This window comes from Deltaproteobacteria bacterium (assembly GCA_026388545.1).
Classification (GTDB): Bacteria; Desulfobacterota; Syntrophia; order Syntrophales; family UBA2185; genus JAPLJS01.
Map to the genome: position 1 here is coordinate 19184 of JAPLJS010000012.1, position 26825 is coordinate 46008.

General features: G+C 48.3%; 24 protein-coding genes. 12 read left to right on the forward strand and 12 right to left on the reverse strand.

Features of this window, described 5'->3' with window-relative positions; all coding sequences use genetic code 11:
- Positions 1–88: 88 nt before the first annotated feature.
- Both NTW12_00680 and NTW12_00685 read right to left on the reverse strand, forming a co-directional pair.
- Positions 89–844 (reverse strand): DUF364 domain-containing protein, encoded by a 756-nt coding sequence (locus NTW12_00680; protein MCX5844869.1) that lies wholly within the window; start codon positions 842–844, stop codon positions 89–91.
- Between the two features lie 149 nt (positions 845–993).
- Positions 994–6402, reverse strand: coding sequence for an AAA family ATPase (locus NTW12_00685; protein ID MCX5844870.1), 5409 nt, complete (start codon positions 6400–6402; stop codon positions 994–996).
- A gap of 334 nt (positions 6403–6736) precedes the next feature.
- On the opposite strand from NTW12_00685, the gene NTW12_00690 reads away from it, so the two are divergent.
- Genes NTW12_00690 through NTW12_00700 form a run of 3 tightly spaced genes read left to right on the forward strand, consistent with a single transcriptional unit; the run spans position 6737 to position 10071 of the window.
- Positions 6737–7405, forward strand: coding sequence for a succinate dehydrogenase cytochrome b subunit (locus tag NTW12_00690; GenBank protein MCX5844871.1), 669 nt, complete (start codon positions 6737–6739; stop codon positions 7403–7405).
- Between the two features lie 12 nt (positions 7406–7417).
- Positions 7418–9331 (forward strand): fumarate reductase/succinate dehydrogenase flavoprotein subunit, encoded by a 1914-nt coding sequence (locus NTW12_00695; protein ID MCX5844872.1) that lies wholly within the window; start codon positions 7418–7420, stop codon positions 9329–9331.
- On the forward strand, positions 9331–10071 hold the full coding sequence (locus tag NTW12_00700; GenBank protein ID MCX5844873.1) for a succinate dehydrogenase/fumarate reductase iron-sulfur subunit: 741 nt from the start codon (positions 9331–9333) through the stop codon (positions 10069–10071). Before NTW12_00695 ends, NTW12_00700 begins: the two co-directional genes overlap by 1 nt.
- A gap of 171 nt (positions 10072–10242) precedes the next feature.
- Here the strand turns inward: NTW12_00700 and NTW12_00705 are convergent, their stop codons facing one another.
- The 4 genes from NTW12_00705 to NTW12_00720 form a co-directional block, all read right to left on the reverse strand.
- Entirely contained in the window at positions 10243–10449 is a 207-nt protein-coding gene (locus NTW12_00705; GenBank protein MCX5844874.1) for a hypothetical protein, read from the reverse strand.
- Positions 10450–10707: 258 nt separating this feature from the next.
- Positions 10708–11802 (reverse strand): pyridoxal-phosphate dependent enzyme, encoded by a 1095-nt coding sequence (locus NTW12_00710; GenBank protein ID MCX5844875.1) that lies wholly within the window; start codon positions 11800–11802, stop codon positions 10708–10710.
- Positions 11799–12650, reverse strand: coding sequence for an NAD-dependent deacetylase (locus NTW12_00715; protein ID MCX5844876.1), 852 nt, complete (start codon positions 12648–12650; stop codon positions 11799–11801). The genes NTW12_00710 and NTW12_00715 overlap by 4 nt, the downstream gene beginning before the upstream one ends.
- A 229-nt stretch (positions 12651–12879) precedes the next feature.
- Positions 12880–14517 carry a GspE/PulE family protein gene (locus tag NTW12_00720; GenBank protein ID MCX5844877.1) on the reverse strand — a complete coding sequence of 546 codons (1638 nt, stop codon included), beginning with the start codon at positions 14515–14517 and terminating at the stop codon, positions 12880–12882.
- Positions 14518–14803: 286 nt separating this feature from the next.
- On the opposite strand from NTW12_00720, the gene NTW12_00725 reads away from it, so the two are divergent.
- From NTW12_00725 to NTW12_00740, 4 genes are all read left to right on the forward strand, one after another.
- A complete protein-coding gene (locus NTW12_00725) occupies positions 14804–15121 on the forward strand; it encodes a 4Fe-4S binding protein (protein MCX5844878.1) in 318 nt (105 codons plus the stop codon).
- A complete protein-coding gene (locus tag NTW12_00730) occupies positions 15118–16263 on the forward strand; it encodes a 2-oxoacid:acceptor oxidoreductase subunit alpha (GenBank protein MCX5844879.1) in 1146 nt (381 codons plus the stop codon). Before NTW12_00725 ends, NTW12_00730 begins: the two co-directional genes overlap by 4 nt.
- Before the next feature lie 10 nt (positions 16264–16273).
- Entirely contained in the window at positions 16274–17113 is an 840-nt protein-coding gene (locus tag NTW12_00735; protein ID MCX5844880.1) for a 2-oxoacid:ferredoxin oxidoreductase subunit beta, read from the forward strand.
- Between the two features lie 69 nt (positions 17114–17182).
- The gene (locus NTW12_00740) at positions 17183–17773 is read left to right on the forward strand and encodes a 2-oxoacid:acceptor oxidoreductase family protein (protein MCX5844881.1); all 591 of its coding nucleotides are present in this window, start codon (positions 17183–17185) and stop codon (positions 17771–17773) included.
- A gap of 109 nt (positions 17774–17882) precedes the next feature.
- On the opposite strand, the gene NTW12_00745 is transcribed toward NTW12_00740, so the two are convergent.
- The 4 genes from NTW12_00745 to NTW12_00760 form a co-directional block, all read right to left on the reverse strand.
- Complete coding sequence (locus NTW12_00745) at positions 17883–18116, reverse strand: hypothetical protein (protein ID MCX5844882.1); 234 nt, start codon at positions 18114–18116, stop codon at positions 17883–17885.
- 189 nt (positions 18117–18305) lie between these two features.
- Positions 18306–18809, reverse strand: coding sequence for a nitroreductase family protein (locus NTW12_00750; protein ID MCX5844883.1), 504 nt, complete (start codon positions 18807–18809; stop codon positions 18306–18308).
- A gap of 41 nt (positions 18810–18850) precedes the next feature.
- The gene (locus tag NTW12_00755; GenBank protein ID MCX5844884.1) at positions 18851–19237 is read right to left on the reverse strand and encodes a DUF2845 domain-containing protein; all 387 of its coding nucleotides are present in this window, start codon (positions 19235–19237) and stop codon (positions 18851–18853) included.
- Positions 19238–19381: 144 nt separating this feature from the next.
- Complete coding sequence (locus NTW12_00760; protein MCX5844885.1) at positions 19382–19546, reverse strand: zinc ribbon domain-containing protein; 165 nt, start codon at positions 19544–19546, stop codon at positions 19382–19384.
- A 153-nt stretch (positions 19547–19699) separates the two neighbouring features.
- Between NTW12_00760 and NTW12_00765 the strand changes: the two genes are divergently transcribed.
- A complete protein-coding gene (locus NTW12_00765; protein MCX5844886.1) occupies positions 19700–20155 on the forward strand; it encodes an NAD(P)H-dependent oxidoreductase in 456 nt (151 codons plus the stop codon).
- A 9-nt stretch (positions 20156–20164) separates the two neighbouring features.
- Here NTW12_00765 and NTW12_00770 read toward each other — a convergent pair whose 3' ends face one another.
- Both NTW12_00770 and NTW12_00775 read right to left on the reverse strand, forming a co-directional pair.
- A complete protein-coding gene (locus NTW12_00770) occupies positions 20165–21196 on the reverse strand; it encodes a zinc-dependent dehydrogenase (protein MCX5844887.1) in 1032 nt (343 codons plus the stop codon).
- 175 nt (positions 21197–21371) lie between these two features.
- Positions 21372–22082: a 3-hydroxy-5-phosphonooxypentane-2,4-dione thiolase LsrF gene (locus NTW12_00775; protein ID MCX5844888.1), complete on the reverse strand. Its 711-nt coding sequence runs from the start codon at positions 22080–22082 to the stop codon at positions 21372–21374.
- A 269-nt stretch (positions 22083–22351) separates the two neighbouring features.
- Between NTW12_00775 and NTW12_00780 the strand changes: the two genes are divergently transcribed.
- The 4 genes from NTW12_00780 to NTW12_00795 all read left to right on the forward strand — a co-directional run.
- Complete coding sequence (locus NTW12_00780) at positions 22352–23401, forward strand: tetratricopeptide repeat protein (GenBank protein MCX5844889.1); 1050 nt, start codon at positions 22352–22354, stop codon at positions 23399–23401.
- Positions 23402–23425: 24 nt separating this feature from the next.
- The gene (locus NTW12_00785) at positions 23426–24580 is read left to right on the forward strand and encodes a metallophosphoesterase (GenBank protein MCX5844890.1); all 1155 of its coding nucleotides are present in this window, start codon (positions 23426–23428) and stop codon (positions 24578–24580) included.
- Positions 24577–24756, forward strand: coding sequence for a hypothetical protein (locus NTW12_00790; protein MCX5844891.1), 180 nt, complete (start codon positions 24577–24579; stop codon positions 24754–24756). Before NTW12_00785 ends, NTW12_00790 begins: the two co-directional genes overlap by 4 nt.
- Positions 24757–25172: 416 nt before the next feature.
- Positions 25173–26825, forward strand: a 1653-nt coding sequence (locus NTW12_00795) for a PAS domain S-box protein (GenBank protein ID MCX5844892.1), incomplete at its 3' end; no start/stop codon positions are given.

Here is a 26825-nt window from a genome sequence, read left to right on the forward strand (position 1 = left end):
ATGAATTGGGCGTGAATCTCGCTTTCAAATCAATAGTACACCCGTCCCCAATTACGCCCAATTACCCTCCTGACATCCTCGATGAACTTTAAAGAAGTAGGTTTACGAACCGCAGGTAGGGGCGCATGGCGCGGGTGCCGCCGCCTTCGGAGATGATCTGCATGACCTTATTCTCATCCCGGACGATGGCCCCTCCTAAGTGATTGACCGGTGTATCCTGAAAGATTTCCGGGCACAGGGGCGTTGAGGGGCCGAGAACGGCGACATGCCGGGGATTTCCCAGGCCGTTCAGGACTTTCTCAAGCGTGTCATTGAGGAGAGTGGTTGCCGTAATGATTGCTATGGTACACTCCTTTAGTATCCTGTCACTCTCTTTCTTATCAAGAACTGCCATGCGGGTGGGGTCCCGTTCAATAACGGAAAGTTGTGCTCCCGTCGCTTCGATCTTCGGAACCATCGGAGTGAAGAGACCGACCATGGCCACCCGGTCATCGGGCGTCAGTTTCATGATCGAGAGTGAATCTCTTTCATCCTCAATACATGCTGTATGAAGAATGGCATTCGCGGTGGCAAGCCCCAGGGCTTTTTCCAGGGGATTCCGATCTTCTATAAGGTTATTCAGAAGTGAGGGCTCCTTTGCACCGGCTAACTTCCCTGCCTCAGGAAACACTGAACAGTCTGGCGGTAACTCATGCAGTAACAGGGCCGCAAGCCCCATGCGCTGAACATCCAACCGCACCGCCACATAGCTCAGGCCGAACCGAACGTCTTCGACGATAAGGTTTTCACCCTTATGGGAAACAATGCCATGAAGACGTTGTGCTATTTCACCTGGTGGGAGCATTCCCCCTCCCTCAATCCCTCCCACCAGGGGAGGGAAGTCCAAAGAGTTTCTCAAACAGGCAGGACGCCGGTCCTGCCGTTAAGTAGATTGGGAGGACTATTACAGACAGACGGGACGCCTGTCCTACCATTGAGCAGATTGGTTTCCCGTCACGTCGAAAAGTGGGTATATCGCTTGAAGGATGCAAACTCCTTTTGTTCGACTTTTTTTACTTCCTTTTTATCCTCAGGAATTTTTTCATCACGGCCCTTACGTTTTTTACCCTTTGTCTGTTTGCGTGCTCCGGGGGCTGTCGCAGGAGCGTTACTCCAGGTATCTATCAGACCGGCCAGCTCTCCCAGATTGGTTAACTCTTCAACCCAGACCTCGGTAAATCGTGACCTCAGGGCGGGGGAAAGCAGATTTCTTGATTGATGCACAGAAGGCGGATTTATCGCCAGGAATATCCTGAAATTAGGATGGGCATAGCAGATATTTTCCTCTCCATCAATTACATAGCCAAAGTCGAGGAGGCTGTTTACGTATTCGGATAAGGGAGACAGATTCGCTTCATCGATCAATAGCCAGCTCCCCTCCTCCATTGCCGAAAACAGAAGCCCCTTCCTGTAACGCCATTTCCCCTTCTTATCTTGCGTATAACCGCCCAGGAGTTCTTCCATGCCTGTATCGGAGGAGAGGTTGACATAATAGAGGTTGGTCTCCTTTTGCCTGGCTAAATATCTGATAAGGGTAGTCTTTCCGGAGGCGGGATTTCCTACCACAAGAACCGGCTCACTGTGTATGAGGGCTTTCAGGATCAGATAGAGGGTCGTCCTCTGTGTTGGGGTGGGTATAATGTCCGCGTCATGTCGGGGAATAAATTCATCCCCTTTTGAGGATATTACGGTCCCAAGCAGGGATTTCAGGTCTTCAGAAGAAGACATGAGCACCGCTTCCAGATCCAGGCCCTTCGCTCTGAAACCAAAATGAGTATCCAATAAGCTTACCACCGCTTCTCTTTCGGATTCATCCCTCAGCCTGCCTATATAGATGCTGAAGAACTCCAGGAAGAACTTTTTCAGGAACTCATCATCTGCCGGCCCTGTTGCGAGGATCGGTTCTAATCTCTTGCCCAGCCTGATGATATCTCTGAGGGTAAAGGTAAACGGGTCTTTTTCCGCCCTGCCGATAATGCGGCTATCCGCCTGATTCTGTAAGGTGGTGTGGAATCTCGCGATCGGAAGGGCCAAAGAAGAAGAAATTTCGAATAAGGAACTTAATATCTGGGACAGTTCTTCCTCGGAGAGCTCTTTTTGATAGAGGATTTTAAACCGTGATAAAAAAACCTCCGAGAGTTTCTGTCTCTGGCTGTAACTTTCAGGGTTTCCGGTGGCAAAGAGCCTGAAGTCCGGATGGGGATACAATTCCTTTTGCTCCCCGTTTGCCGAATATGATATCTTTCCCGTAATCAGATAGTCATTCAATATCTCAACAACTTCGGAAGACGCCAGGTTTATTTCTTCGAGAGCCAGCCACAAACCCTCTCGCGCCGCATTCAAAAGAATCCCATCCTGCCAGACGAATCTTCCTTCGCTATCCGGTTTAATACCACCGATTATCTCAAACTTGGAGGTATACGGATTGATGGAATACGAGAGGTGCTCGTAGCCCAATACCTTGGCCAGCCATTTAATTAAGAAACTCTTCCCTGTTGAGGTAGGGCCCAGGAGCAGGATAGCGTGTTTCAATAAATAGCCGATACTTAACGTCTCTATAATATGATAGCCGGAGGCCGTCATCACGCAGGCAGGGATCTCAGTGCTCTGTGATGTCCTGTCCAAAAGAAGATTCCCCACGGTTAACAACTTTTCATCAACCTGAACCTGGCTGGAATGTGTACCGGAGAGGGTATTTGCCATCGGTTCGCCCAGCATCGCATTGAAAGAGGATAAAACCTTGCTGAATTCTTTTTCATTGCTCGATATTAAATCCGAAAAGATTTTTATTGAAGCCCGTGCGGCGACCTGACGGACTGACCAGATCTTATCCTTTAATCTCCTTTCCAGTTTGCTTAAATCAGCATCATTCCCCTGTTGGAAAAGCGTATGATGGATCTGCACTAAAGCCAGGGCTGCTGCCTGGTGGACAAACCAGTTTTCATCCTTTAACCGTTCTTCCAATGCCTTAAAGGTTATCTTCCTCCGGTTGTAACTGTGGGGCCATATCCGGCCCAGGGCCTGGGCTGCGGCCTGGCATACGGACCTGTCCACATCCGCGTCCCATAACCTCTCTTCCAGTTTTTTTAAGTTTACACTTTTTCCCCTTTTGATAAGGACAGGGTATATCTGGCCCAACGTCTGGCATGCGGCCTGGCGGACGGACCAGCTTATGTCTTCAAGTTTTTCTTCTATATCTTTTAAGTCCATCTTCCCCTGGTAATAGCGGTGAAACCAGATCCGGCCCAGTGCCTGAGATGCGGCCTGGCGGACAGACCAGTCATCATCGTCCAACCGTTCTTCCAGTACACTTAAGCTTACCTCTTTCCCCCGTTTGATAAGGGGGGGATAGGTTTGACCCAGGGCAAGGGCTGCGGTCTGACGGACGAGTATGTTTTTATCCTTCAATTTATCTTCCAATCTGCTTACATCCACTTCAATCCCCTGCTTGATGAGTGCAGGATAGATCTGGCCCAGGGATTCGGCTTCGGCCTGACGGACAAACCAGTTTTTATTCCACAATCCCTCTTCCAGTTTGCTCAGGTTTACATCTATTCCCTGTTTGACCAGCGCCGGATAGATCTTACCTAAGGCCCGCGCTGCGGCCTGGCGGAGGGCCCAGTTTGTGTCATCCAGTCTATGCTCTAATTCCGCTAGCGATACTTTCCCCTTGCGATAATTTTGATACCATATCCGGCTTAAGGCCTGAGCCGCGGCCCGGCATACCGTGGGATCTTCATCATTCAATCCTTTCTCCAAAGCACCCAGGTCTGCGTCTTTTCCCTGTTTGATAAGTGCGCGGTAGACCCGTCCCAGGGCTAAGGCTGCGGGCTGCCTGACAGCCCAGCTTTTATCCTCTAATTTTTTCTCCAATTCCTCTAAGGTTATTTCTTTTATGAGTTCATCGTGGATGACCCGGAAACACGCCTCCAATCCGGGAATACACACAAACGCAATATCAGAGGAACTGACAAGCTCCTTCAATAATGAGAGGGCTTTCTCAAGCTCCGGATGTGAGTTGTGCTTCATCACAATATCCAGTAAAGGAGCCAGATCATGAGGGATTGATGCCACGGGGACCGCTGCATGGGAAGACGCGGGGAGGAAGTCTTGAGGCACATCCTGAGGGGTAAAGTCAGGGAATATCCTCTGGATATCCGTAAGTTTTTCCAGGATAAGCTCCCTTACCCTGTACGGTTGCTCCTGGGGGTCGATAAAGGCATATTTCAGGCTCCTCCCGAACCCCTCTTTTTCAGGATAACCCCTGCTTAATAAAAACCCCAACAACTCCGAAGCCCTCTTCAAGTGTCTCACATTGAAGGTAGGGATATTCTGCTTTTGATGAAGGTAGATACCCGCCAGGAGTTCAGACAAATCCTGAGGAAGAGCAAGTGTCGGCAATTCCCCGCCGCTTCTGCCTTCATGGTGCGGCGTCAAAAAACTTTGCCAAAATACGTCCTGATGAACCAGTCTTTCCTCCAATATGCCGGAAAGTACGGAGGGCAGTTCTTCTACTTTGTCTATTTGTATACCGCTCTTATAACGTTTTATAACCTCGGTTACTTCTTCGCCTAATCCCACTCCCAGTACCTCAATCTTTTGATCTAAAGCTTCTTTCTGAAGCTGAAAAAAAGTCTTTCCTGTTGTATTCACGTTTCCCTCTCCATCAGTCACCATAATGATCCATCGTGATGAATCCTCCGGCTGATCTTTTAATATATTCGTAGCTAACTGAAGGGTATCCGCATCAGCGGTTGAACCTCCCGGTATGTACATGGACACCTCTTCGAATAACAATCTCCGGTCAGGGGGAGTCAGCTTCCTGCCAAACTCTTTGTGCATGACCGGGCTATCGGAAAATCCGATTACCGCATAATCGATGCCGATATGATCCAACGCCTCCATAAAGACTAAAAGGCCCGCCAGGGCCGATGTTCTCTTGGGTTCTTCCATAGAGGCGGATTCATCCAGAGCCAGGACTATCTTGTGATCTCTCTGGGAGGGAAGCCTTCTCTTCAAGAATACCCGTAAATCCTTCTCCTGGACGGGAATACCCTCGCTCAATTTTCGGGAAAGCTCCATTGCCCTTCGTAAATCCGGCTTCTGGCCTGAGGGGAAATAGCCCTTAAACGTCGGTCTTTTATTTTTTGAGAAGTGATTTTCCAGGACCCCGCTTAATGCCTGGACTAAATTCGAGATGAGCTTATAGACCCTCTCATATTCGCTTATCTTCGCGTCCTGCTCCCGGTTAATGATGCGCTGCTTTTTGATGAGGTCCCGGAGCGTCTCCGCAGGCAGAGGCTCTGATTTCCTCTCCTCGTGAGATTCCCCCCCTTCTACAAGTGTCTCTTTTTCTTCAGAAACGCCCTTTCTGTATCCATCACTTTTTCTCGTAATCTGTTTTTCCGTCTTTGGGGAAAATCTATTCGCCAGCTCCTTTGCGTTCAGTTCCAGGAGCTTCCTGGCCTCTTCCTCCAGCTCACCAGGGCTTAAATCCTCCTGGGCGCATTTTTTCTGTTTTATCTGGATCTGATTATTTTTTATCTCTTCAGCTAATTTTTCTATTGTTATCCTGACTAAATTTTCATACTCGGGGAGAATTGTATCCCTGACCATCAGGGCGGCTTCTTCAGCGAATTTCATTCTCTCTTGTTCCGAGACGCGCCCGGCAGGATAATGATGGAAAATTGCATCAAAATCCTTATACGTCCGCTCCAATGCAACAATTACTTCAGGATTCATTATCTGGGAAGGCAAGCGGCCATATCGCCAGTAATATCGCATGCCCAACAGATATTCTAAATTGAGATACAAGAGAAAGGGATGACACGTGGTATTCGCCTGTTCGGCTATTTCACCCCGCAGGTGCCCTACATACGTTGATGTATTTAAATCCTGGGGGAGCAAATCGTCATAGGTTATATCCAGGTAATGTTTTATCCCCTTGAAGGCGCCGATCAGCCAGTTGTCAACCCGGCTATCCTCAAAGGCATTTAAAAGCAGCCTCGTAGATTCGCTGGAGAAGAAGCGTTTAAACACTGCTTTTCTCAAATTATGGCGGGATATCTGCCTGTGTCCTGCTTCGTGAGCGGAAAATCCTATAATCTCTTCCGGAGAAGAGGTTAAAAGCAATTCGACGGGGAATAGTATTTCGTTTGTCTCTGCATTGTATTTCCACCGATCACCGGGCACGATGTTCAGGTTTACATCATCGCCTAAACCCGTGGAGATAATTGTTATCAGCGTAAGCAGGCGACTGTCGATTACAAGCGCCTCTATCTCGTCTAATCCTCTCTTGCGGACCAACTCCTCTACGCACTTCGCCCGCAAAGCCCCCTGTTTTGTTTCCCTCTTATCCTGCATATCCTCGTTTCCCTCCCCACAACTCCCCCGTTTAAAAAGAGGGATTGAGAGGAATATATCACTTGAACCCTACAAGAATTCTCTCCATGCGGTCTAAGCATAAAAAGGGGGTGCGTGTCAATGGGGAAAACAGGTATACGATGTCGGGGATAATGAACAATACCTTATATTTGGTAGTTGCATACCCTCGATATACAAGAATATTTCTCCCTATACTTCATAGAGCCGGAAGAAATTCCTGTCAAAAATAACTTGACAGACAGGATAACCCCTTCTATATACATCACAAACCGAAAGGTTATTTTATCATATTATCAAGAGAGGAGGTATAAAGATGGGATTTCTAAGTAGTACAGTAGGCAAGAAGATTTTAATGGCAATCACAGGTTTTTTACTCATATTATTCCTGTGCGTTCATCTTCTTGGCAATTCTTTTATTTACTTCAATTTGATCAACGCTTACGGCCAACATCTGCATAGTGTGCCGCCGTTGGTATGGGCAGCCCGTATCGGCATGGTAATTTTGTTTGCTGTTCATATCTTTTTCGGCATTACGCTTACCCTGGAGAACTGGGCTGCGAGGCCACAGGCATACAAGGTGAAAAAGAGCCTCCGTGCGACATTCGCAGGCAAGACAATGATCTGGACAGGGCTCGTGATAGCTGCTTTTCTCATTTATCACATCCTTCATTTTGCCATGAAGGTAACCAATCCGGATATATCACAGTTCGAAGATGACCTTGGGCGCGACGATGTATTCAGGATGATAGTGCTCAGCTTTCAAAATGTTCTTATAGCAGGCGGTTATATCGCCGCATTGATTGCTGTTTTTCTTCATTTGTACCACGGAATACAGAGCTTCGTGCAGACCTTCGGACTGAATAGCGACGCATCGATTCCTGTCGTTGAAAAGACCGGGGGAGGAATCGCATTTATCCTGTTTCTTGGGTATGTGTCAATTCCGGTTGCGGTCGTATTAGGCATATTAAAATATATAGGATAGGGGGGATGAATCGTGATAATTGACGGAAAATGTCCATCGGGTCCACTTCCGGAAAAGTGGGATAAGCATCGCCAGGATATGAAAATGGTGAATCCAAACAATAAACGGAAATATAAAATTCTCGTCGTCGGCACCGGACTTGCCGGCGCCTCCGCTGCTGCTTCCCTTGGAGAGCTCGGGTATAACGTCGAGTCTTTTTGTTATCAGGACAGCCCCCGGCGCGCCCATAGTATCGCAGCCCAGGGTGGAATCAACGCAGCCAAGTGTTACCAGAACGACAATGACAGCATCTATCGCCTCTTCTTAGACACCATCAAGGGCGGCGACTTCAGGGCCCGCGAGGCAAACGTGTATCGTCTCGCCACGGTCAGCAACAATATCATCGATCAGTGCGTAGCCCAGGGCGTTCCTTTTGCGAGGGATTATGCAGGCTACCTCGATAACCGCTCCTTCGGCGGCGCACAGGTCTCCCGTACCTTCTATGCGAGAGGGCAGACGGGCCAGCAGTTGCTCCTCGGCGCTTATTCGGCGCTTATGCGCCAGGTTAAACTCGGGACTGTAAAGATCTTCCCGCGCACCGAAATGCAGGACCTTATCGTTGTTGACGGCGAGGCAAAGGGCATCACGATACGCGATCTCATAACAGGAGAAATCCGCTGCCATGCCGGCGATGCCGTCCTTCTCTGCACCGGCGGCTATATTAGGGTATTCAATCTGTCCACAATGGCCATGGGCGCCAGCGTCACAGCAGCATGGCGTGCACACAAGAAGGGCGCCTTCTTCGCGAACCCCTGTTATACGCAGATTCACCCGACCTGTATCCCCGTAACGGGAACGCACCAGTCGAAGCTTACCCTCATGTCCGAGGCGTTACGCAACGACGGCCGTATCTGGGTCCCCTTGAAAAAGGGCGAGAAGCGTCCGGCTAATGATATACCTGAAGGCGAGAGGGATTATTACCTTGAGCGCAAGTATCCGAGCTACGGCAACCTGGCGCCCCGCGACATTTCCTCCCGCGCCGCCAAAGAGGCGTGCGACGACGGCCGCGGAGTGGGTCCGACAGGCTACGGGGTTAACCTCGATTTTGCCGATTCCATGAAACGCCTTGGAAAACAGGTGATCGTCGAGCGCTATGGCAACCTCTTTGATATGTACCTGAAGATAATGGGTGAAGATGGCTATAAAGTACCGATGCGCATCTATCCGGCGCCCCATTATGCCATGGGCGGTCTGTGGGTGGATTACAACCTCATGAGCAACCTCCCGGGCCTGTTCGTACTCGGCGAGGCAAACTTCTCCGACCATGGCGCAAACCGCCTCGGCGCAAGCGCGCTCATGCAGGGACTGGCGGACGGCTATTTTGTCATACCCTTCACCATATGCGGCTATCTCAATGCGACGAAGCCCGGCAAGGTGAAAGAGGACCATCCCGAATTCAAGAAATCCATAGAGGAAACAGCAGCGACCAACAAGAAGCTTCTCTCCATTAAAGGCAAGAAGACCGTGCACGAGTTACACCGCGAGCTCGGTAATGTCATGTGGGAACAGCTTGGCATGGCCCGGAGCGAGCAAAGCTGCAAGAAGGCTATCGAATTGATACCCAAGATACGGGAAGAATTTTGGAATAACGTAATCGTCCCCGGCAGCGGGAATGAACTGAACCAGCAGCTTGAAGATGCGAACCGCGTTGCCGACTCCATCGAATTCGGAGAACTTCTTGGTTACGACGCCCTGAACCGCGACGAGTCGTGCGGCGCACACTTCCGCGTCGAGCACCAGACTGCGGAAGGCGAAGCAATACGCAATGACAAGGATTACTGCTATGTTGCAGCATGGGAATTCAAAGGTGTTGGCCAGAAGCCCGAATTGCACAAAGAACCACTCTCATTCGAAACGCTGAAGTTGGTGGAAAGGAGTTACAAATAATGAATCTAACACTTTTTGTATGGCGCCAGAAGGGCCCAAAGGATGCAGGAAAGCTTGAACAGCACCTTGCAAAGGACGTCAGCCCCGATATGTCATTCCTCGAGATGCTCGATGAAGTCAACGAACATCTGATCAAAGAGGGCAAGGAGCCGATAGCCTTTGACCATGATTGCCGCGAAGCGATTTGCGGGGTATGTTCACAGGTCATCAACGGTGTCCCTCACGGACCCCAGGAGAAGACCACGGTCTGTCAGCTCCACATGAGGCAGTTCAAGGATGGCGACACCATCTATATAGAACCCTGGAGGGCCAAGGCATTCCCTCTTGTAAAAGACCTGATCGTTGACCGCAGCGCCCTGGATCGCATCATTCAGGCAGGCGGCTATACATCTGCCCATACCGGGGGAGCTGCCGAGGCAAGTGCGATACTCATACCCAAAGGCGATGCCGATGTGGCTATGGACGCAGCAGAATGTATCGGATGCGGAGCCTGCGTCGCAGCGTGTCCCAACGGGTCGGCGATGCTGTTTACCGCCGCGAAGGTCACGCAGCTTGCGATGCTTCCCCAGGGTCGGGCAGAGGCCGCGCGACGTGTATGTCTGATGACGGAACAAATGATCAAGGAAGGTTTCGGCAACTGCACGAACCATTATGAATGCCAGGCCGCATGTCCGAAAGGAATCAAGGTTGCATTCATCGCCAAGCTGAACAGGGAGTTCATCAAGGCCCAAATGCCGTAGTGATAATAATTGCCCGTCCTGCGCTCGCGCGGGACGGGCAACAAATTATGATTCGGGTAGACCGGTTTCTCCCGATACTCCCTGCATAAAAAAGATCGCTTCCGTCACTTCTTATCGTACCGCCGCAATTCGTCACAATTTTATGCTTTCAAGACGAATTTTATTTCAGATTTAAATTTTTTTAGACAGCCTGTAAGTATCTGTGGTTGTGAATAAATGCACAACTTCTTCTTGCTGCGGATCCCAAATTATCTTTATATCATAGCGACTAAATACTTCATTACCGTTAGGCAAATGCATTAACAAAAACCATCCCTGCTTTTCTAACTTTTCTCTGTCTATTTTTTGTCCAACTTTTAAAAGTATATCTTTAACCATATCTCCCTCAAAAGGTTATAAGGTTGGATTTAATATCTTTTAGAATACATAGTATTGGGAAATGATTCCATATCTTTTTTGTATTTTAGTCTGGTTAACAGATGATTTTTTGAATTCGAGGTGTATCTTACTTAATTCTGATATGTTTCAACCGACGGACGGACTCATACGATGAATTGAATAATCTCCCGTATAAAGACTTTGAAACAATGAAAAAACCAAAGATCATGACATTTGCCATTACAATTAAAAATGGCATTACAGTTTTTTATCGAGCGGCTGCACCGGGTCGGTGAAGTAGCGATGGAATGACACAGGCAGGAGGCAGTAGTCTGCCGCGAGCGCCTCAGGCGGGAATGGCAGGGAGTTTTTTGTATTCCAGAAAAGTATGGGTTCGTCGCTGCCGCTGCGCGCATCTGCAACAAAAGCAGCGCATGCCTTCCCCGTATAGGTGCCGTCGAGGATGATTCCATCGCTTTCCCGGAGAAGCAACGCAGTGGCCAAGGCCTCTGCTGTATACAGGCCATATTTTTCGCCGAAGTATTCTTGGTAAATCGTAAGTTCCTCAGGCCCTAGTGTATACAAGGGGAACGATGGGTCCAGTTTCTGAAGGAGCTCGTTGGTTTGGCGAAACAGAATGCGGCACTTATCCATATCTGCCACATAGTCAGGTACAACGCGCACGGCATGTACATGCGTCCTGATCCCGGCGGCCTTTAATCCAAGCAGCAATCCGGCGGCCGTTCCCATGGTCCCCAGGGCAAGGTATATCCGGGAAGGGAGGGGAAGTATACCTGCGTCGATCTGTTCGGCCAGTTCAAAGCCGGCATTGACGTAACCAATCGTTCCTATCGGTGAAGAACCGCCGAGCGGTATGATATAGGGCGCCCTACCGTCAGCCGCCTCGTAGCGCCGTACTGTCTCCTCAAGTGCTTGCAGATGCTCCTGGTAGGTGTCATGGTGAAAGATCTCGGCGCCATTGTAAAGATTCATAAGCAGATTGTCCCGAATTGATTGGGCATTAGGCTGATTATAAAGCAGGAGCACGGCTTTCAACCCTACTTGCTTCCCATAGAGCGCTGTAGCAAGGGCATGATTCGACCCGGCTCCGCCCGATGTAATGACCCTCACTGCACCACGCTTCAGCGCATCCGCCAGCAGAAACTCCAACTTTCTTACCTTATTGCCGCCATAGGTGAGGCTGCTTAGGTCATCGCGCTTGATGTACAGGTTATCTCTGCCTAAACGGCGGCAGAGACCCGAAAGCTTCTCCACCGGCGTCGGGAATTTACCGAAAGTAAGCCGGAGTAATCGAAAAGCAAGGAGTGGATATCGTTTAAACAGGGAGATCATAATTTCCCTTCCATAATCTCAGTAATAGCTTTTACTGCTTCCGCTGCGCCTAACGGTAAGGATATATGCCTTTCATGGGGAACCGCGTAATCACGGGGATTTATTCGTATCAAAGTGGCGTTATGATTTGTCGCCACCTGTTCTGATAAATTACGAACCGTTGCAACGGCGTTCCCTGCGCCGATCTCAACAATCGCAACAGGTAACCTTTGGGCAGAAACTTCCTGGAGCCATCTGCGGAGTCTGTCCCTCTGAATATCTGTTCGCTGTGCATTCCACGACCAGTCACCGAACATCAGGATATTGGGCCGGGCCGTCCCGCCGCAGTTTCTACAGAGGGGAAGAGGTTCCATGGCCTCAAAAACTTCTTCGTCAATGGTAACCGTAAATTCACTCCCCTCCCATATGTCATCGCTGCATTGCTGAACGCACTGAAAATGATGAATGGAGCCATGACACTCTTCGATCCGGCTATCGTCGTATCCGGCCTTCTGAAACTGTCCGTCCACGTTGGATGTAAAGACAAAATATCCCCCCGGTTTCTGTCGCGCAATGTCGAGCAATTGTGCATAACCGGTGTGAGGTAAGGTACTCCGGTAAAGGTTGAGACGGTGTCCGTAAAATGCCCATGCCAGTTTGGGGTTGCGGTAAAACCATTCAGGATTTGCCATCTCCACAAAGGATTTACCTAACTTCGCTAGAGGAGGATAAGCCCTCCAGAATCCTTCATTGCCTCTGAAGTCCGGCAGTCCTGAATCAATACCAATCCCCGCTCCGGCAGAAATCAGAATCGCATAGGCATTATTCAGTATATTTGCAGCATTTTTTAAATTTTTTTTCAGCATCATCTTTCTTATGAAGACAGGTGAGACGCCTGTCCTACTATTGGATTTTCATAGCGTGAGAGCTTTGAAAAACTTCCACTTTGTCATTTCGACTGCAAGGAGAAATCTTATAAGCAATTGATAAATAATAAGATTGCCACGTCGCGTCGCTCCTCGCAATGACATCAGGCGTACATTTTCAAAGGCTTTCCAATCATACAGACGGAGAGTCTGTCTATTATGGTGGGTGTTCTTAACGTATACAAACGCTCAGAACTTCTATAAAATCTGTCTCTCCCCTCAGCACTTTCAGGATACCGCCCTGCAGCAGGGTATGCATCCCCTCGGCCATGGCGCTTTTCCTTATGGCTGCGATAGATTTCCGGGTGATGATCATCTGCTTGATTGAGTCCGTAGCTGTAAGCAGCTCAAAAATACCGGTCCTTCCCCGGTAGCCGGTACCGTTGCATTCCGGACAACCCATAGCCCGATACAGCGTAAAATCATTATTATAGGTGACGTTAATGCCTGAGAAAGGTTTTTCACCATAGTGGCGCACCAACTCATCAAACTCCTCTTTTTCCGGACGGTAAGCTTCCTTGCAGTATGTGCACAGACATCGCACCAGCCGCTGTGCCAGGACACACAGGAGCGAATCGGCAAAGGCGAACGGGTCTATCCCTATATCCAGAAGCCGGACGATCGTCTCCGGAGCGTTATTGGTATGAAGCGTGCTCAACACGAGATGGCCTGTTGTGGAGGCCTCTATACCCATCTTCGCAGTTTCATAGTCCCGCATCTCTCCTACCATAATCACATCCGGGTCGGCCCGCAGGAAGGCCCGCATGGCGCTGCTGAAATCCAGGCCGATTTTATGGTGTACCTGAACCTGGCGTATACCCTGCTGTGTAATTTCTACGGGGTCTTCCGCTGTCCATATCTTCGTGTTGGGTCTGTTGATCAGGTGGAGGGCCGCATGGGCGGTGGTGGTCTTGCCGGAACCCGTTGGACCCACTATCAGGATCAAACCATAGGGCTTTTTTAAGAGGGCTTTGAATCGGTCATGGGTATCCTTTTCCATCTGGAGTTCATCCAGGATCATGATTTTCCCGCGTGTCAGGATCCGAAGAACCACATCTTCCACATACCCATGAGTAGGAAGTGTGGCAACGCGAAGTTCCATCTCCTCCACACCAGGCCGGCTGTACTTGATCTTCCCGTCCTGGGGAAGCCTTCGCTCGGTAATATCCAGGTTCGACATTATTTTGATCCGGGATACAATGGGTGACCGGTAGTCGTAGGGGAGCGTTTTGTAGGGTATACATTCACCATCTATACGGAACCGCACATTGACCACGCGGTCTTTAATATCCGGCTCGATATGGATGTCCGATGCTCGCCGGACATAGGCCTCTTGGATCAGATCATTGACAAGATTGACGATGTTGCTGTCCGACTCGTCGACGGCAAGTTGTTCCTCTTTCGAACCATCGCCATCCCCGGTGGTATCAGTAGTCCTATTGGAAGAAGGGGACTCCCCGGTGTCGTCGATACCATAGAAGTGATCGATGAACCTCAGAATATCTGCCTTTGAGGCCAAACAGTAATCTATTGCCTTTGTTTTTAAAAGGTTTTCGATCATATCCCGTTTCAAAATATTCCCGGGATCATCTACGATTACGGTAATCCTTCCTTCACGATTCTCCAGCGGCATCCAGAGCTCACGACGGAGATATTGGTATTTCAGTGTGTTGAGCAGATTTTTTGGAACTGGATAACTTCCGTCGAAGGTAATTGTGCGATAGCTTTCCGGTGAAGATGGTGTTTTGATGATACCTTGCCGGCCCGAGCCGGGAGGCTTCCCTCGTTCCGTTGGTGCTCGACTGTTCATCTGATTAACCTCACTGCAAAGTTTACTTCATGAGAACTGTTTGGTCTGTTTTCAAAAGTCAAAATGGTGTTTACATAAATGTATATAGATAATTACTAAAATGACAAGTCAATTGTGGTTGGACAAAAACGACCTTGACTGAATACCACTGTCATGCTATTAGCGCGAACATTATTTAAGATTACCTTGGGCTCAAGATTTCTGTTTGTCTTTATTATTGATTCCCGACCTCTATAACGCAGTTTAAATCAAGCCGTACATATCATAGCCACCAATGGAAGGTGCAGTGACCGATATTCAGAAAATAACCGAACCGGAAGTAAGAGATGGAACGGTGACAGCCGAATCCGGGACTCCTGCCAAAGGAAAATCGCAAAACCGCAAAAAACATTATGATCCTGTTATCATCAGCGCTTGGTGCAAGTCGTGCGGCATCTGCAGTGAGTTCTGTCCAAAAAACGTTATCGGCTGCAACGATATGGGTACGCCTGTGGTTGAACGCCCTGATGATTGCACCGGATGCCGCTTTTGCGAATTTCACTGCCCGGATTTTGCAATTGCGATAAAGGAGCGTAAATCCGGCGCCGGGAGTACCAAGCCATGAGCCGAGTGGCGTCTAAAAAGAAAATACGGCTTTTACAGGGTAATGAAGCCATCGTTGAGGGAGCCCTGGCGGCGGGGTGTCGATTCTTTGCCGGTTACCCCATTACCCCTGCTTCAGAAATCAGTGAACGAATGTCCGTCCGTTTGCCGCAGATGGATGGCACGTTTATTCAAATGGAAGACGAGATTGCCAGTATGGGCGCCGTTGTCGGCGCATCATTGGCCGGAGTCAAGAGTATGACGGCAACGAGCGGTCCCGGTTTTTCCCTGATGCAGGAAAACATCGGATTTGCGTGTATGACCGAAGTTCCCTGCGTTGTAGTTAATGTTATGCGCGGCGGTCCCAGTACAGGACTTCCCACGCACCCCGCTCAGGGAGATGTAATGCAGGCTCGCTGGGGAACTCACGGTGATCACCCCATCATTGTTCTGGCTGTTTCAACAGTGCGTGATTCCTTCGAAATTACTGTCCATGCATTTAATTTGTCGGAGAAATATCGTGTTCCCGTTATCATCCTTTCAGATGAAGTAGTTGCTCATACCCGGGAAACCGTCACGTTGCCTTCTCCTGATGAAATTGAAATCATTGACCGAATCAAGCCTGCAATGCCCCCGGAATGGTATATCCCCTATGAGGATAACATAACGGGTGTGCCGCCGATGGCTGTTTTTGGAGAGGGTTATCATTACCATGTGACAGGTCTCGCACATGACGTTCGTGGTTTCCCCACGCAGAGGTCCGATGAGATAGGTGCATTGACAAGGCGCTTATTTCGTAAGATTACCCAAGGATTTCATGATATTCAGAAGGTCAACCTCTTTATGATGGATGATGCAGAATTGGCCATAATTGCTTATGGTTCCGTGGCTCGTTCTTCCCGCCAGGCAGTCATGGAGGCGCGCCAACTGGGCATCCGTGTGGGGCTTTTACAGCTTGTTACCCTGTTTCCATTCCCTCGACATTACGTTGAGGACGTTCTCCGACGGTGCCGAGTGGTACTGGTCCCTGAAATGAACATGGGACAGATCAGCAGGGAAGTAAAGCGGGTTAATCAAACAGATGCACGGGTGGACACATATAACCGTATCGATGGCCAATTGATTACCCCTGAAGAAATTTATGGCCAGCTAATAAAGATGTAACGAGAGACGAATGCCGGAAGAAATAACCAGATTAACGCACAAATATCTTCGCCATGACAAGAAGTTCCCCCACATATGGTGTCCCGGGTGTGGAAATGGCATCGTACTGGGTGCGCTGATTCGGGCCATCGATCGATCAGGTTTGAAGAAGGATGAAATTGTGCTGGTATCGGGTATTGGATGTTCAGGTCGCATGACCGTATATGCGGATTTTGATACCCTTCACACTACCCACGGGCGCGCTCTGACCTTTGCTACCGGTATAAAATTGGCCAATAATGCACTGAAAGTTATTGTCATTATGGGGGATGGTGATGCGACGGCAATCGGAGGCAATCACTTTATCCATGCCGCACGGCGAAATATGGATTTGACGGCAATTATTATAAACAACCATATCTACGGTATGACGGGGGGTCAGCAATCCCCCACAACCCCGCACGGGAGTTTTACAACCACAACACCTTACGGACACATAGAAAATACTTTTTCGATTTCGGAATTAGCGACGACTGCCGGAGCATCGTTCGTCGGTCGCGGAACAACATTTCATGCGCAGCTTCTGGATAAACTGATCGAGAAATCCATCCTCCGAAAAGGTTTCAGTGTTATAGAGGTTCTCTCACATTGTCATGTCCAGTTTGGGAGACGAAATATGATGGGGAGTCCTGTCAAGATGATGAAATGGCTGCGGGATCATGTCGTGCCCGTGAAAAAAGCAAAACAGATGACAGATGAGGCATTGGAAGGTCACTTTACTATTGGTGCCCTTACCGACTCTGCGAAACCATCTTACGTGGAAAAATATCAAACGGTTCGTGAACGGGCTAAGGCATCTTTAAAAAAGTGATTCCCGTAATGCTGGTGAGCACGAATACTATGCCTGTATAAGAATGAAAACATACGAGAGGTTTGAGATATGATGAGTGGGAGAGATTATCGTAACGAGATACGGTTTTGCGGCTCCGGTGGCCAGGGGATAATCATGGCGGCAATTGTCCTTGCTGAGGCGGCAGGGGTTTACGACGGCAGGTACGTCTGCCAGACCCAGAGTTATGGACCGGAAGCCAGAGGAGGAACCTGCAAGGCAGATGTTGTGATAAGCAGTAAAGAAATTGATTATCCGAAATCTTCGCGTCCAGCTCTTCTTCTGGCAATGAATCAGGCATCCTGCGATAAATATTTTCTGGATCTTGAACCAACCGGTTTATTGATCGTGGATACGACCTTTGTAAAAAAAGTACCTACAGGCAGGGTTGCCGCTCTTCCCTTTACACGAATTGCACGACAGAAAATAGGCAACGCGGTGGCATCTAACATGGTGGCGCTGGGAGCTTTTGGTCATTTGTGTCAGACTGTCACTATGAAAAGTATAGAAGATGCGTTGATGGCACGGGTTCCTAGAGGAACAGAGGATTTAAATCTCCAGGCTTTGCGAGCGGGAATGGAAGCCGCGCAGCAACTCGATTTATGTACATTACCGCAGCTTGTCAGGGAATATGAGGAATAGGGGGAAATTGTAAATCGGCATCTTATCTTTTCAGAAAATCAAAAGGGGCTCTTGATTTCTCAGAGCCCCTTTTGAATAATTCCTTATACAGAAATGAAGATGAAGCTGCTTATTTCTTCACGTCTTCCTTCTTCACATCTTCCTTCTTCACGTCTTCCTTTACTTCCTTCTTAGCCTTCTTAGCCTTCTTTACCTTCTTTACCTTTTTCTTCTCGGCCTTCTTCTCAGCCTTCTCTTCAACCTTCTTCTCTTCCTTCGGTGCTGCCGGTGCCTGCGCGAAGCAGAGACCTGTCACAGAAAGTGCAAAGAGAATAGAAATAATAATTGACATCAGTTTCTTCATTCATTTCACCTCCTTTCGTTTTGTTTTCTTTATAATTTAGCAAGATCTGTTCCACAATGAAAAAAATAAAATCGCCTGTAATAATAATAGGTTATCAAAATGCCCCGACAGCATATTCCTTCTCCGTTGAGGAAGTATTCCCCTTCCTTTGGGGAATTATTCCCTAAAGAGGAGATCCGTCGAAGTTCATCATGACCACCTATTGTAGTGAATTCTTGAAGTGTCAAATCGATCTGCCGGAGGTTTATCTTCTGCCGGATGGCCGATGGGAATAACGGCGAGTGGCATTACATGATCAGGAAGTCTGAGGAGTTTTTGCATACCTAAAACACGTTCTGTTCTCGGGTAGATACCGAGCCAGACCGCTCCCAATTCTTTTGCCTGAACGGCAATCAGGATATTTTCTATCGCTGCGGAACAATCCTGTATCCAGAAATCCTTATGTATTTCTAACGTTAAATCTCCACAGACGAGAATTGCTACAGAGGCCATCGTGAGAGGCTGGGAATACGGATGAAATTTTGGAATTGCATCAAGGATTTCCCGATCAGTAATAATAACAAAATGCCACGGCTGTTCGTTACCTGCCGATGGGGCGCTCATGGCAGCTTCCAATATTTCTTTCACTACACTGTCAGGCACCGGTTCTTTTGTGTATCGACGAATGCTTCTTCTTGAAAGAATTGCTTTCATGGCATCCATAGGTTCCACCTCACTTACTTCGAAAAGCTCATCTATTTCCCCTTGCAATCAGACTTGCCCTTGCCGTAACCCCCGGTCTCTTCACTTTTAAGAGTGCCTCCCTCAAAAGTAAGAATGTAAATAAAATCGTTGTCGCCGCAATTATAGTACCACTTTTCAACCGGCTTTGATTTTTCCTTAAATGCAATTCGATTGGCTTCACGACTTGCATCCCTGTCCCTTTCGCCTTTTTTGTAGCGTCTGACCTTTTTAGCGCCTGCTTTTTCCTTTGAGGTTGGCTTACCACACTCCAGTTGTACCTTTGCCTTGGAGTCTCCGACACTGGCAAACCCGTCGCCGCATCGAAAGGCATTACAGTCAATACTGCCTGATACGATGAACAATGCAATGAATACTATGGAAATAATTATTCTTATCATAACGATTGCCTCTCTAAGTCTCTGATTACAGCCATCATGAAAAAAGGCGGCAGACAATTTGAAAACGGGGGATATGGTTCTCGAGACGCATTAATACCCCGCCCTTTGCTCTAAGGTATTTAAGCCATTGCCCGCAATAATGCGTCAGCTTTTCCTGCTGGTCTTGGCCATGAAAAGAGAAATAAGCTGTTTTACCTTCTTGCTTTTGCATTTCGGACAGGTAACGTTGCCCTTTTCATGTTCGCTGAAACTCTGTATCAATGAAAACTCCTTCTTGCAGGCTTTGCAGAGATACTCGTATGTCGGCATGTTGTCTCCTCCTTTACAGGATTATCGATATTGATCTTTTTGATTTATATATTAATTAAATAGGATATATTGTCAAGTATTGTCGCTGATAAAATAAAAAAATTTTGCATGCCTTAGTGTAACAACCTTTAGAAAGGAGATCACATAAATATCATGTCAAGGATATTAATCATCTATCATTCTCAGACGGGAAACACGGAAAAGATGGCCCGGGCTGTTGCGGATGGCGCCCGGATGATTGAAAATACGGAAACAATCCTGAAAAGAGCTCAGGATGCTACTTTGGATGATCTTTTAGGATCGGACGGATTAGCAGTCGGCACACCGGAAAACTTCGGCTACATGTCAGGTATGGTCAAGGATTTTTTTGACAGGACTTTTTATCCTACTCAGGATAAGGTCTTCAGAAAACCCTATGTCGTCTTCATCAGTGCGGGCAATGACGGCACCGGCGCCCTGAGAGCCATCGAGCGGATTGCACAGGGCTATAAGTTTAAAATGGTGTATGATCCTGTAATCTCCAAGGGCAAGTTAACTGAGGACGACCTTGCAAAGTGTCATGAACTGGGGAGTGTTCTTGCAGCCGGGTGTCAGGCGGGGATTTATTAAAAAGTGGTCTTACGATGATCTTTGCGGCTCAATGATCACTTTAAGGGAATCCCCTCCTTCGGAGACAAGCCGGAAACCAAGACCTGACTTATCCAGAGGCAATCTATGTGTAATCATCTTTCCTACAGGCACGCGGCCTGATCTGATGAGTTCTATTGCAACAGTCGCATCCAGGGGGCTGTTGCCGTATGACGGCATCAACTTAATTTCATTGCGCCAGAACTCATTGATAGGGACGGATAGATCCACACCGGGCTCCGTTGTGGCAAAACAAAGGATAGTGCCGCCGCGATCTACGGATTTCAAAGCCTGGGTGAAAGCGGCCGGCGCCCCGGCACAGACAACGACAAGATCGGCAAGCCTTCCCTTATTGATATCGCGAACACGTGCGGGAATATCTTCTTTCGCGTGAATAACAGCATCCGCCCCAAATTCCCTCGCCATTTGCAGCCGGTATTCGCTGATATCCGTCGCTATAATGTTTCCCGCCCCAAGGGTGCGGGCCAGGAGTAGATGCAGAAGTCCTGAGATGCCGCTACCCAGAATGAGTACGGATTGGCCCGGCTGCAAATTTGCCAATCTCTGCCCGCGGACAACGCATGCCAGGGGTTCGATGAAAACGCCGTCTTCATAGGAAAGCTCATCCGGCAGGAGAAATACGCCGCGATCCACGTTGAGCGCAGGAACCCTGATGTATTCAGCAAAACCGCCGGGGTCATAGTTTGTCGTGTGCAATGTTTCACAGGCTGTGTGACACCCCCTGAGGCAGTAGTGACAGGTGTTGCACGGAATATGGTGGGAAACGAAAACCCTATCGGCGATTTTATAATGTTTTACCCCTTCCCCTATCTCGGCAATCTCTCCCGTGATCTCATGGCCCAAAACCAGCGGCGCCTTGCGAATACGATACCATTCCATGACATCAGAGCCACAGATGCCGCTTGCTATTACCTTTACCAGAATCTCACCGGGGCCGATCTTAGGTGCTGGTATCTCTTCCAGCCTCACGTCCCTGTTATTGTAGTACATTGCTACGCGCATCGTTTTACCACCTGATCACTTTACTAATGTTCAGCCATGGCGTCCCTCCCTTGGCAGGATGGCTTGTTTAACCGCATCTTCCCTATTTGCTGGGAGGGATTGTTTAACCACACCTTCCCTCCCCCGGTGGGAGGGATTGAGGGAGGGGGATATCCATGAAACCATGGTCAATTCGTCACTGTTTTTCATGCCTAAGAGTTCTAAACAAATCCCAGGCTTCTTTCGCCGTATAATTTTCATGAATGACGGATCGCAAAGCCCTTATCATGGCCACCGGATGGGGATTCTGCCATACATTTCTTCCCAGATTGATACCGATCGCGCCTTTTTGCAATACGACCTTGTCGAAGTCTTTACACCAGTAGGTTTTGACCACCCGCGCCCCGAGTTCGGCGGCAATGCGACAGCTCAGCGCAAGGTACCTTGCGTCTCGCTTTTCCAATTCTTTGCCGACAGCCGTAACCGCCATCACGGGGATGCCGAAATCCTCGCATTCGTTGACAAGCCCTGATAGGTTTGTCAGGGACTCACGTTCATAGTCGCTTCCCACAAAGATAGAAATGCCCACGGCAGAAGCATTGAGGCGGATAATCTCCTCTATGGACGTTGTAATACTCTCATTTGCCAGGTCTTTGCCGATAACGCTGGTGCCTCCGGATACCCTGAGAATTATTGGTTTACTCTCCGCGGGATTCAATGCCGCGCGTAATACACCCCTGGTTACAAAGAGGGCATCACAATAGGGAAGAAGCGGAGCTATGGTTTCCCCCGGTTTTTCCAAACAGGACGTCGGACCTTGAAAATATCCGTGGTCTATGGGAAGAAAAAAACAATGACCATCCGCCTGAATGAGTTGTGACATACGGTTCTTCATTCCCCAATCCATTTTTTAATTCCTCCTGAAAGTAAAGTAGTATTCCACTTTTCAAAGCAATTTATCTTGACAAATATATTTTAATTATCGAACATTTTCAACACAAAGCTAAAAAATAAAACTTCTTTTGCCGTTAGTGACTTATACCAATTTGATTTCGTTCATTAATATTACAGATAGGCGCGATGCCTGTCCTACCGCTCCGTAGGCTGGTCGTCTCGCCCGACACTCTTTATTGTTTGAAGGCAAATTGGTATTACTTGAAAAAGAGAGGAATAGATATGAAAATAAAACTTATGTTCATTTCCATTGTTTTTATGCTTCTCACCCCGGTTGTATGTTTGTCCGCATCTACGGAGATCCTCTCCGAGGGCATTTATAACATGGGTGATGGGGAAACACCGATTATCGCGGAAGGGAAAGCACTGGAACAAGCGAAGAGGCTTGCTGTTGAACAAGCCGGCACTTATGTAAAGAGTTACTCCAAGGTAAAAAACTTCCAGATTGCGGAAGACGAGGTACAGGTGCTGGCTTCGGGAATAATGGAAGTAACGGTGCTGGATAAAAAAAGGACTGTGGCGGAAGATGCCATAAAATTCTGGGTCAAGATTAAAGCTGTGGTATACCCTGACAGGATGGAGGTCATGGCGGAGAGGATCAGGGATCAGGGTCTTGCTGAAGATTACGGGAAAATGAAGGATGCCTATGAGAAGAGTCAAAAAGAAATCGATGCGCTGAAGAAGCAGCTTGCCGCAGCAAAGGACGAAACAAACAGGCAGCAAATTGTTGCAAAAATTACAGAACAGGAAAAAACCTTTACAACAGGTCAACGATTTGATGAAGGAATGCGTTTCGTTATGACGAACAGACCGGACGAAGCAATAAAATCTTTCTCAAAGACTATCGCTGAGGATCCAAATAATTTCAAGGCATATAGCCAGCGGGCCATACTGTACGCCAAAAAATTGCAGATTGACAAGGCCATCGCTGATTTCAGCAAGGCTATTGAAATCAAACCGGATGATGCCAGGGGATACGCCGGCCGTGGGATAACATACAGCAGAACCGGCCAGCATAAAAAGGCCCTTGCCGATCTGACGAAGGCTCTCGAACTTCAACCGGATGCTCCTGCCTTTGCGCTTGCCAGAGTTTATATATCCCTCGGGCAGTCCTATCGAGCAACCGGGGACAGGTCGAACGCAATCACAAGCTTCAAAAAATCCTGTGAGCTCGGCAATAAAATCGCCTGTAGACAATTAAAATCAATGCAGGGAGATCGCCGCGGCGGCGACAGGCCGCCACGCAACATCGAAAAAGAGAGTACACGGTAAATTGTTTTGTCACTTGAGATAGCTATGACCCTTTTCCTCATTACCTTCTTCCTTGCCTATGGAGGAATGCACCTTTATCTTTTCGCCAAGATACGGGGGGCATTCCATCTCAGTGCAGGCGCCAATTTAGGCATCATCATCTTTGCGGTGATCATGATCCTTGCCCCCATAATCGTGCGGATGGCCGAGCGATACGGCTACGAATCCCTGGCCCGTTTTATGTCGTATACGGCATATATATGGATGGGGGTGTTGTTATTATTCTTTACTTCGTCCCTGCTTCTTGATCTCTACCGCCTCCTGATATACACAGGCGGACGTATCCTCCACAGAAATTTTTCTCATCTGACCCTCTCGCCTTTATACGCATTTGTACTGCCCATGCTTATTGCTCTGGGCATCAACACCTATGGCTATTTTGAGGCAAAGAATATCAGAACTGAGCAGCTGACAATCAAATCTTCCAAAATCCCCGAGGCGGCAGGCAGGATAAGGATCGTGCAGATATCCGATATTCATATCGGACTCATTGTGCGAGATGAGCGCCTGCAGCGGATTGTTGAAGAGATAAAAAAAGCAGAACCCGACATCCTGATATCAACGGGAGACCTCGTGGATGGACAGCTCAATAACCTTGTGGAACCCTTAACGCTTCTGCGGGAGCTGCATCCCCGATACGGCAAATTCGCAATCACCGGCAATCATGAATTCTTTGCGGGTATTGGACAGGCCGTTGCTTTTATGCAGGATGCGGGCTTTGTGGTTCTCAGGGGGGAAGGCCTGAACGTAGCGGGAGTGCTCAATATCGCCGGAGTCGACGATCCTACCGGAGCGCAGTACGGTCTTTCCGGAATGATTTCTGAAAAAACCATGCTGTCGGGACTTCCCGGACAGTATTTCACTCTTCTTCTCAAGCACCAGCCTGTCGTGAATAGTGATGCGACCGGGTCATATGATTTGCAGCTTTCCGGACACACCCATGGGGGGCAGATTTTTCCTTTCAACCTCATTACGAGAAGCGTTTTCCCTTTCCACACCGGGTACTTCAAATTGCCGAATGATTCGCATTTATACGTAAGCAGGGGGGCCGGCACGTGGGGGCCTCCCATCCGTTTTTTATCACCGCCGGAAATTACGGTGATTGATTTAATCTACGACAAAACACGGCAGGAAAAATGAGTGACAAAAAGAAGATATTGTGGAAAGTTTTATGGTTCATGGTTGGTATGGCTGCCATTATAGCCATCCCCATACTGCTCATTGGTCAGTGCTCACAGCCTAAAAAAGCAGAGATCAGGCAATATCAGGGACTAAAAGCGGAAAGACAGGTTCCTGTGTTGCACATGAAAGCCTGAAGCACGTTTACGCCGCCTCCATACCGGATGCCATTCAACCTGTAAGCAGATACTATCTGAACTTATCCCGAGACAGTGTAACCTCTCAGTTTTGACATCGTCTCTTCGTTTTCGACATGTCATCAACGGTTCACTTGTGTTCGTCTCCTTGATTCTTGCCTGGTGGGATCTTGCCCTGGCTTTTTCTGAACGTTCACCAAAATGGCTCTATACCAATGCAGCTTAATGTGGTGTGAAACCCACCCCTGTAAACCGGCTTCGAGGGGCCTACACTCATCTCTCACGCACCTTCGTTGTGCACTTACACCAATCGGTTCGCAAAACCGATAACGACAGAAAATAACGATTGCTAATAGCAGGATTCTTACTTAAAATAGGTTATAAGTTGTCTAACCCTTGTAATAAGGAAAGCACATTTGAAAAATACCACCCGGCCAAAACGACAATCCGAAGATGCCTATCGCGCCGTGGTAGAGTCGACTTCTGATTCCCTGTATTTAGTGGACAAGAATTGCAGATATTTGTTTATCAACAGTCGACACTTGTCACGATTGGGTCTGCCGGCAGCTGATATCATCGGCAGGCCGTATGGAGAATTTCACTCGCCTGAAGAGACAAAAATATTTACCAATACAATAAAAGATGTTGTGACAACCGGCAAATCTGTCCAGTATGAACATCAAAGCCGGAGAGATAACAGGTATTTTCTTCGTACATTTAGCCCTGTTCAGGAGCCTGGTCCTGATGGAAAAATCACAAGTGTGGCTGTAGTTTCAAAAGACATCACTGACCAAAAGCGTGCGGAGGAGGCGCTGATAGAGAGCGAAAGACGTTACCGGCGTATCACGGAGGCCATCACCGATTACATTTATACGGTGCGCGTCGAAGGTGGAAATGCGGTTGAGACCCGGCATGGAGCAGGTTGTCTGGCTGTCACCGGCTACACAGAAGAAGAATTTGCCGCTGATCCTTACCTTTGGTTTCGCATGGTGGCGGTAGAGGATCGCAAGGCAATTGAAGATCATGCCCGGCGAGTGTTGGCTGGAAAAGAAACACCGGCCATCGAGCACCGCATTATCCATAAGAATGGCATAGAGCGGTGGGTAAGAAACACTCTCGTTCGGCGGCGTGATGAGCAGGGCAAGCTCCAGGCATATGACGGGTTGATTCAGGACATCACTGAACGCAAGCAGACGGAGAAGGCGCTTCAAGAGAGCGAAGAACTTTACCGGGTTTTGGCTGAGAAGTCATTTGCCGGTGTTTATGTTGTACAGAACGGCAAATTTCGTTTCATCAACTCCAATGCCGCCTCCTATGCCGGGTATACTCCGGGGGAATTGATAGGAAGAGAATCGATTAAGCTTGTCCATCCTGAAGACAGGGAACAGTTCAAGAAAAATGCCATAGAAATGCTTTATGGAAAACGCACATCCCCCTATGAGTTTAGAATAATAACCAGAGAGGGTCAAATCAAATGGCTCATGGAGATGGTAAGTTCCATTATCTGGGAAGGAAGACGCGCTGTCCTGGGAAATTCCATGGATCTTACAGACCGTAAAAGGACCGAGGAAGAAATACGTTCCATCTCGGTGACGGACCAGCTTACAGGGTTGTACAACAGGAGGGGTTTCTTAACCCTTGCAGAACAGCAATTGAAATTCTCGGACAGGAACCAGAGCGATATGTTGCTCTTTTTTGCCGACCTTGATGGGATGAAGTGGATTAACGATACGCTTGGTCATGAAGAAGGTGACCGGGCGCTCATCGATGTGGCAGGTTTACTTAGGGAAACATTCAGATCCTCCGACATTATCGCGCGCATGGGAGGAGACGAATTTGCGATTCTCGCGATAGACACCACCGGGATATATCCGGAGATTATGATGACGCGGTTACAGAATCAGATTGATACGCATAACAATGAAGGAACCCGACGCTACAAAATCTCGATAAGCATGGGCACAGCATACTATGATCCCGAAAACCCCTGTTCTTTTGATGAACTTATGTCCCGTGCGGATCAATTGATGTATGAGCAGAAGAAAAACAAAAAATCCCGTCCCGCTCAG

Excerpts from the sequence above, each read along its gene's own strand:
- NTW12_00680 (MCX5844869.1), bottom strand. The coding sequence starts at position 844 with ATGCTCCCACCAGGTGAAATAGCACAACGTCTTCATGGCATTGTTTCC.
- NTW12_00685 (MCX5844870.1), bottom strand. The coding sequence starts at position 6,402 with ATGCAGGATAAGAGGGAAACAAAACAGGGGGCTTTGCGGGCGAAGTGC.
- NTW12_00690 (MCX5844871.1), top strand. The coding sequence starts at position 6,737 with ATGGGATTTCTAAGTAGTACAGTAGGCAAGAAGATTTTAATGGCAATC.
- NTW12_00700 (MCX5844873.1), top strand. The coding sequence starts at position 9,331 with ATGAATCTAACACTTTTTGTATGGCGCCAGAAGGGCCCAAAGGATGCA.
- NTW12_00705 (MCX5844874.1), bottom strand. The coding sequence starts at position 10,449 with ATGGTTAAAGATATACTTTTAAAAGTTGGACAAAAAATAGACAGAGAA.
- NTW12_00710 (MCX5844875.1), bottom strand. The coding sequence starts at position 11,802 with ATGATCTCCCTGTTTAAACGATATCCACTCCTTGCTTTTCGATTACTC.
- NTW12_00715 (MCX5844876.1), bottom strand. The coding sequence starts at position 12,650 with ATGATGCTGAAAAAAAATTTAAAAAATGCTGCAAATATACTGAATAAT.
- NTW12_00720 (MCX5844877.1), bottom strand. The coding sequence starts at position 14,517 with ATGAACAGTCGAGCACCAACGGAACGAGGGAAGCCTCCCGGCTCGGGC.
- NTW12_00730 (MCX5844879.1), top strand. The coding sequence starts at position 15,118 with ATGAGCCGAGTGGCGTCTAAAAAGAAAATACGGCTTTTACAGGGTAAT.
- NTW12_00735 (MCX5844880.1), top strand. The coding sequence starts at position 16,274 with ATGCCGGAAGAAATAACCAGATTAACGCACAAATATCTTCGCCATGAC.
- NTW12_00740 (MCX5844881.1), top strand. The coding sequence starts at position 17,183 with ATGATGAGTGGGAGAGATTATCGTAACGAGATACGGTTTTGCGGCTCC.
- NTW12_00745 (MCX5844882.1), bottom strand. The coding sequence starts at position 18,116 with ATGAAGAAACTGATGTCAATTATTATTTCTATTCTCTTTGCACTTTCT.
- NTW12_00750 (MCX5844883.1), bottom strand. The coding sequence starts at position 18,809 with ATGAAAGCAATTCTTTCAAGAAGAAGCATTCGTCGATACACAAAAGAA.
- NTW12_00755 (MCX5844884.1), bottom strand. The coding sequence starts at position 19,237 with ATGATAAGAATAATTATTTCCATAGTATTCATTGCATTGTTCATCGTA.
- NTW12_00760 (MCX5844885.1), bottom strand. The coding sequence starts at position 19,546 with ATGCCGACATACGAGTATCTCTGCAAAGCCTGCAAGAAGGAGTTTTCA.
- NTW12_00765 (MCX5844886.1), top strand. The coding sequence starts at position 19,700 with ATGTCAAGGATATTAATCATCTATCATTCTCAGACGGGAAACACGGAA.
- NTW12_00770 (MCX5844887.1), bottom strand. The coding sequence starts at position 21,196 with ATGCGCGTAGCAATGTACTACAATAACAGGGACGTGAGGCTGGAAGAG.
- NTW12_00775 (MCX5844888.1), bottom strand. The coding sequence starts at position 22,082 with ATGGATTGGGGAATGAAGAACCGTATGTCACAACTCATTCAGGCGGAT.
- NTW12_00780 (MCX5844889.1), top strand. The coding sequence starts at position 22,352 with ATGAAAATAAAACTTATGTTCATTTCCATTGTTTTTATGCTTCTCACC.
- NTW12_00785 (MCX5844890.1), top strand. The coding sequence starts at position 23,426 with ATGACCCTTTTCCTCATTACCTTCTTCCTTGCCTATGGAGGAATGCAC.
- NTW12_00790 (MCX5844891.1), top strand. The coding sequence starts at position 24,577 with ATGAGTGACAAAAAGAAGATATTGTGGAAAGTTTTATGGTTCATGGTT.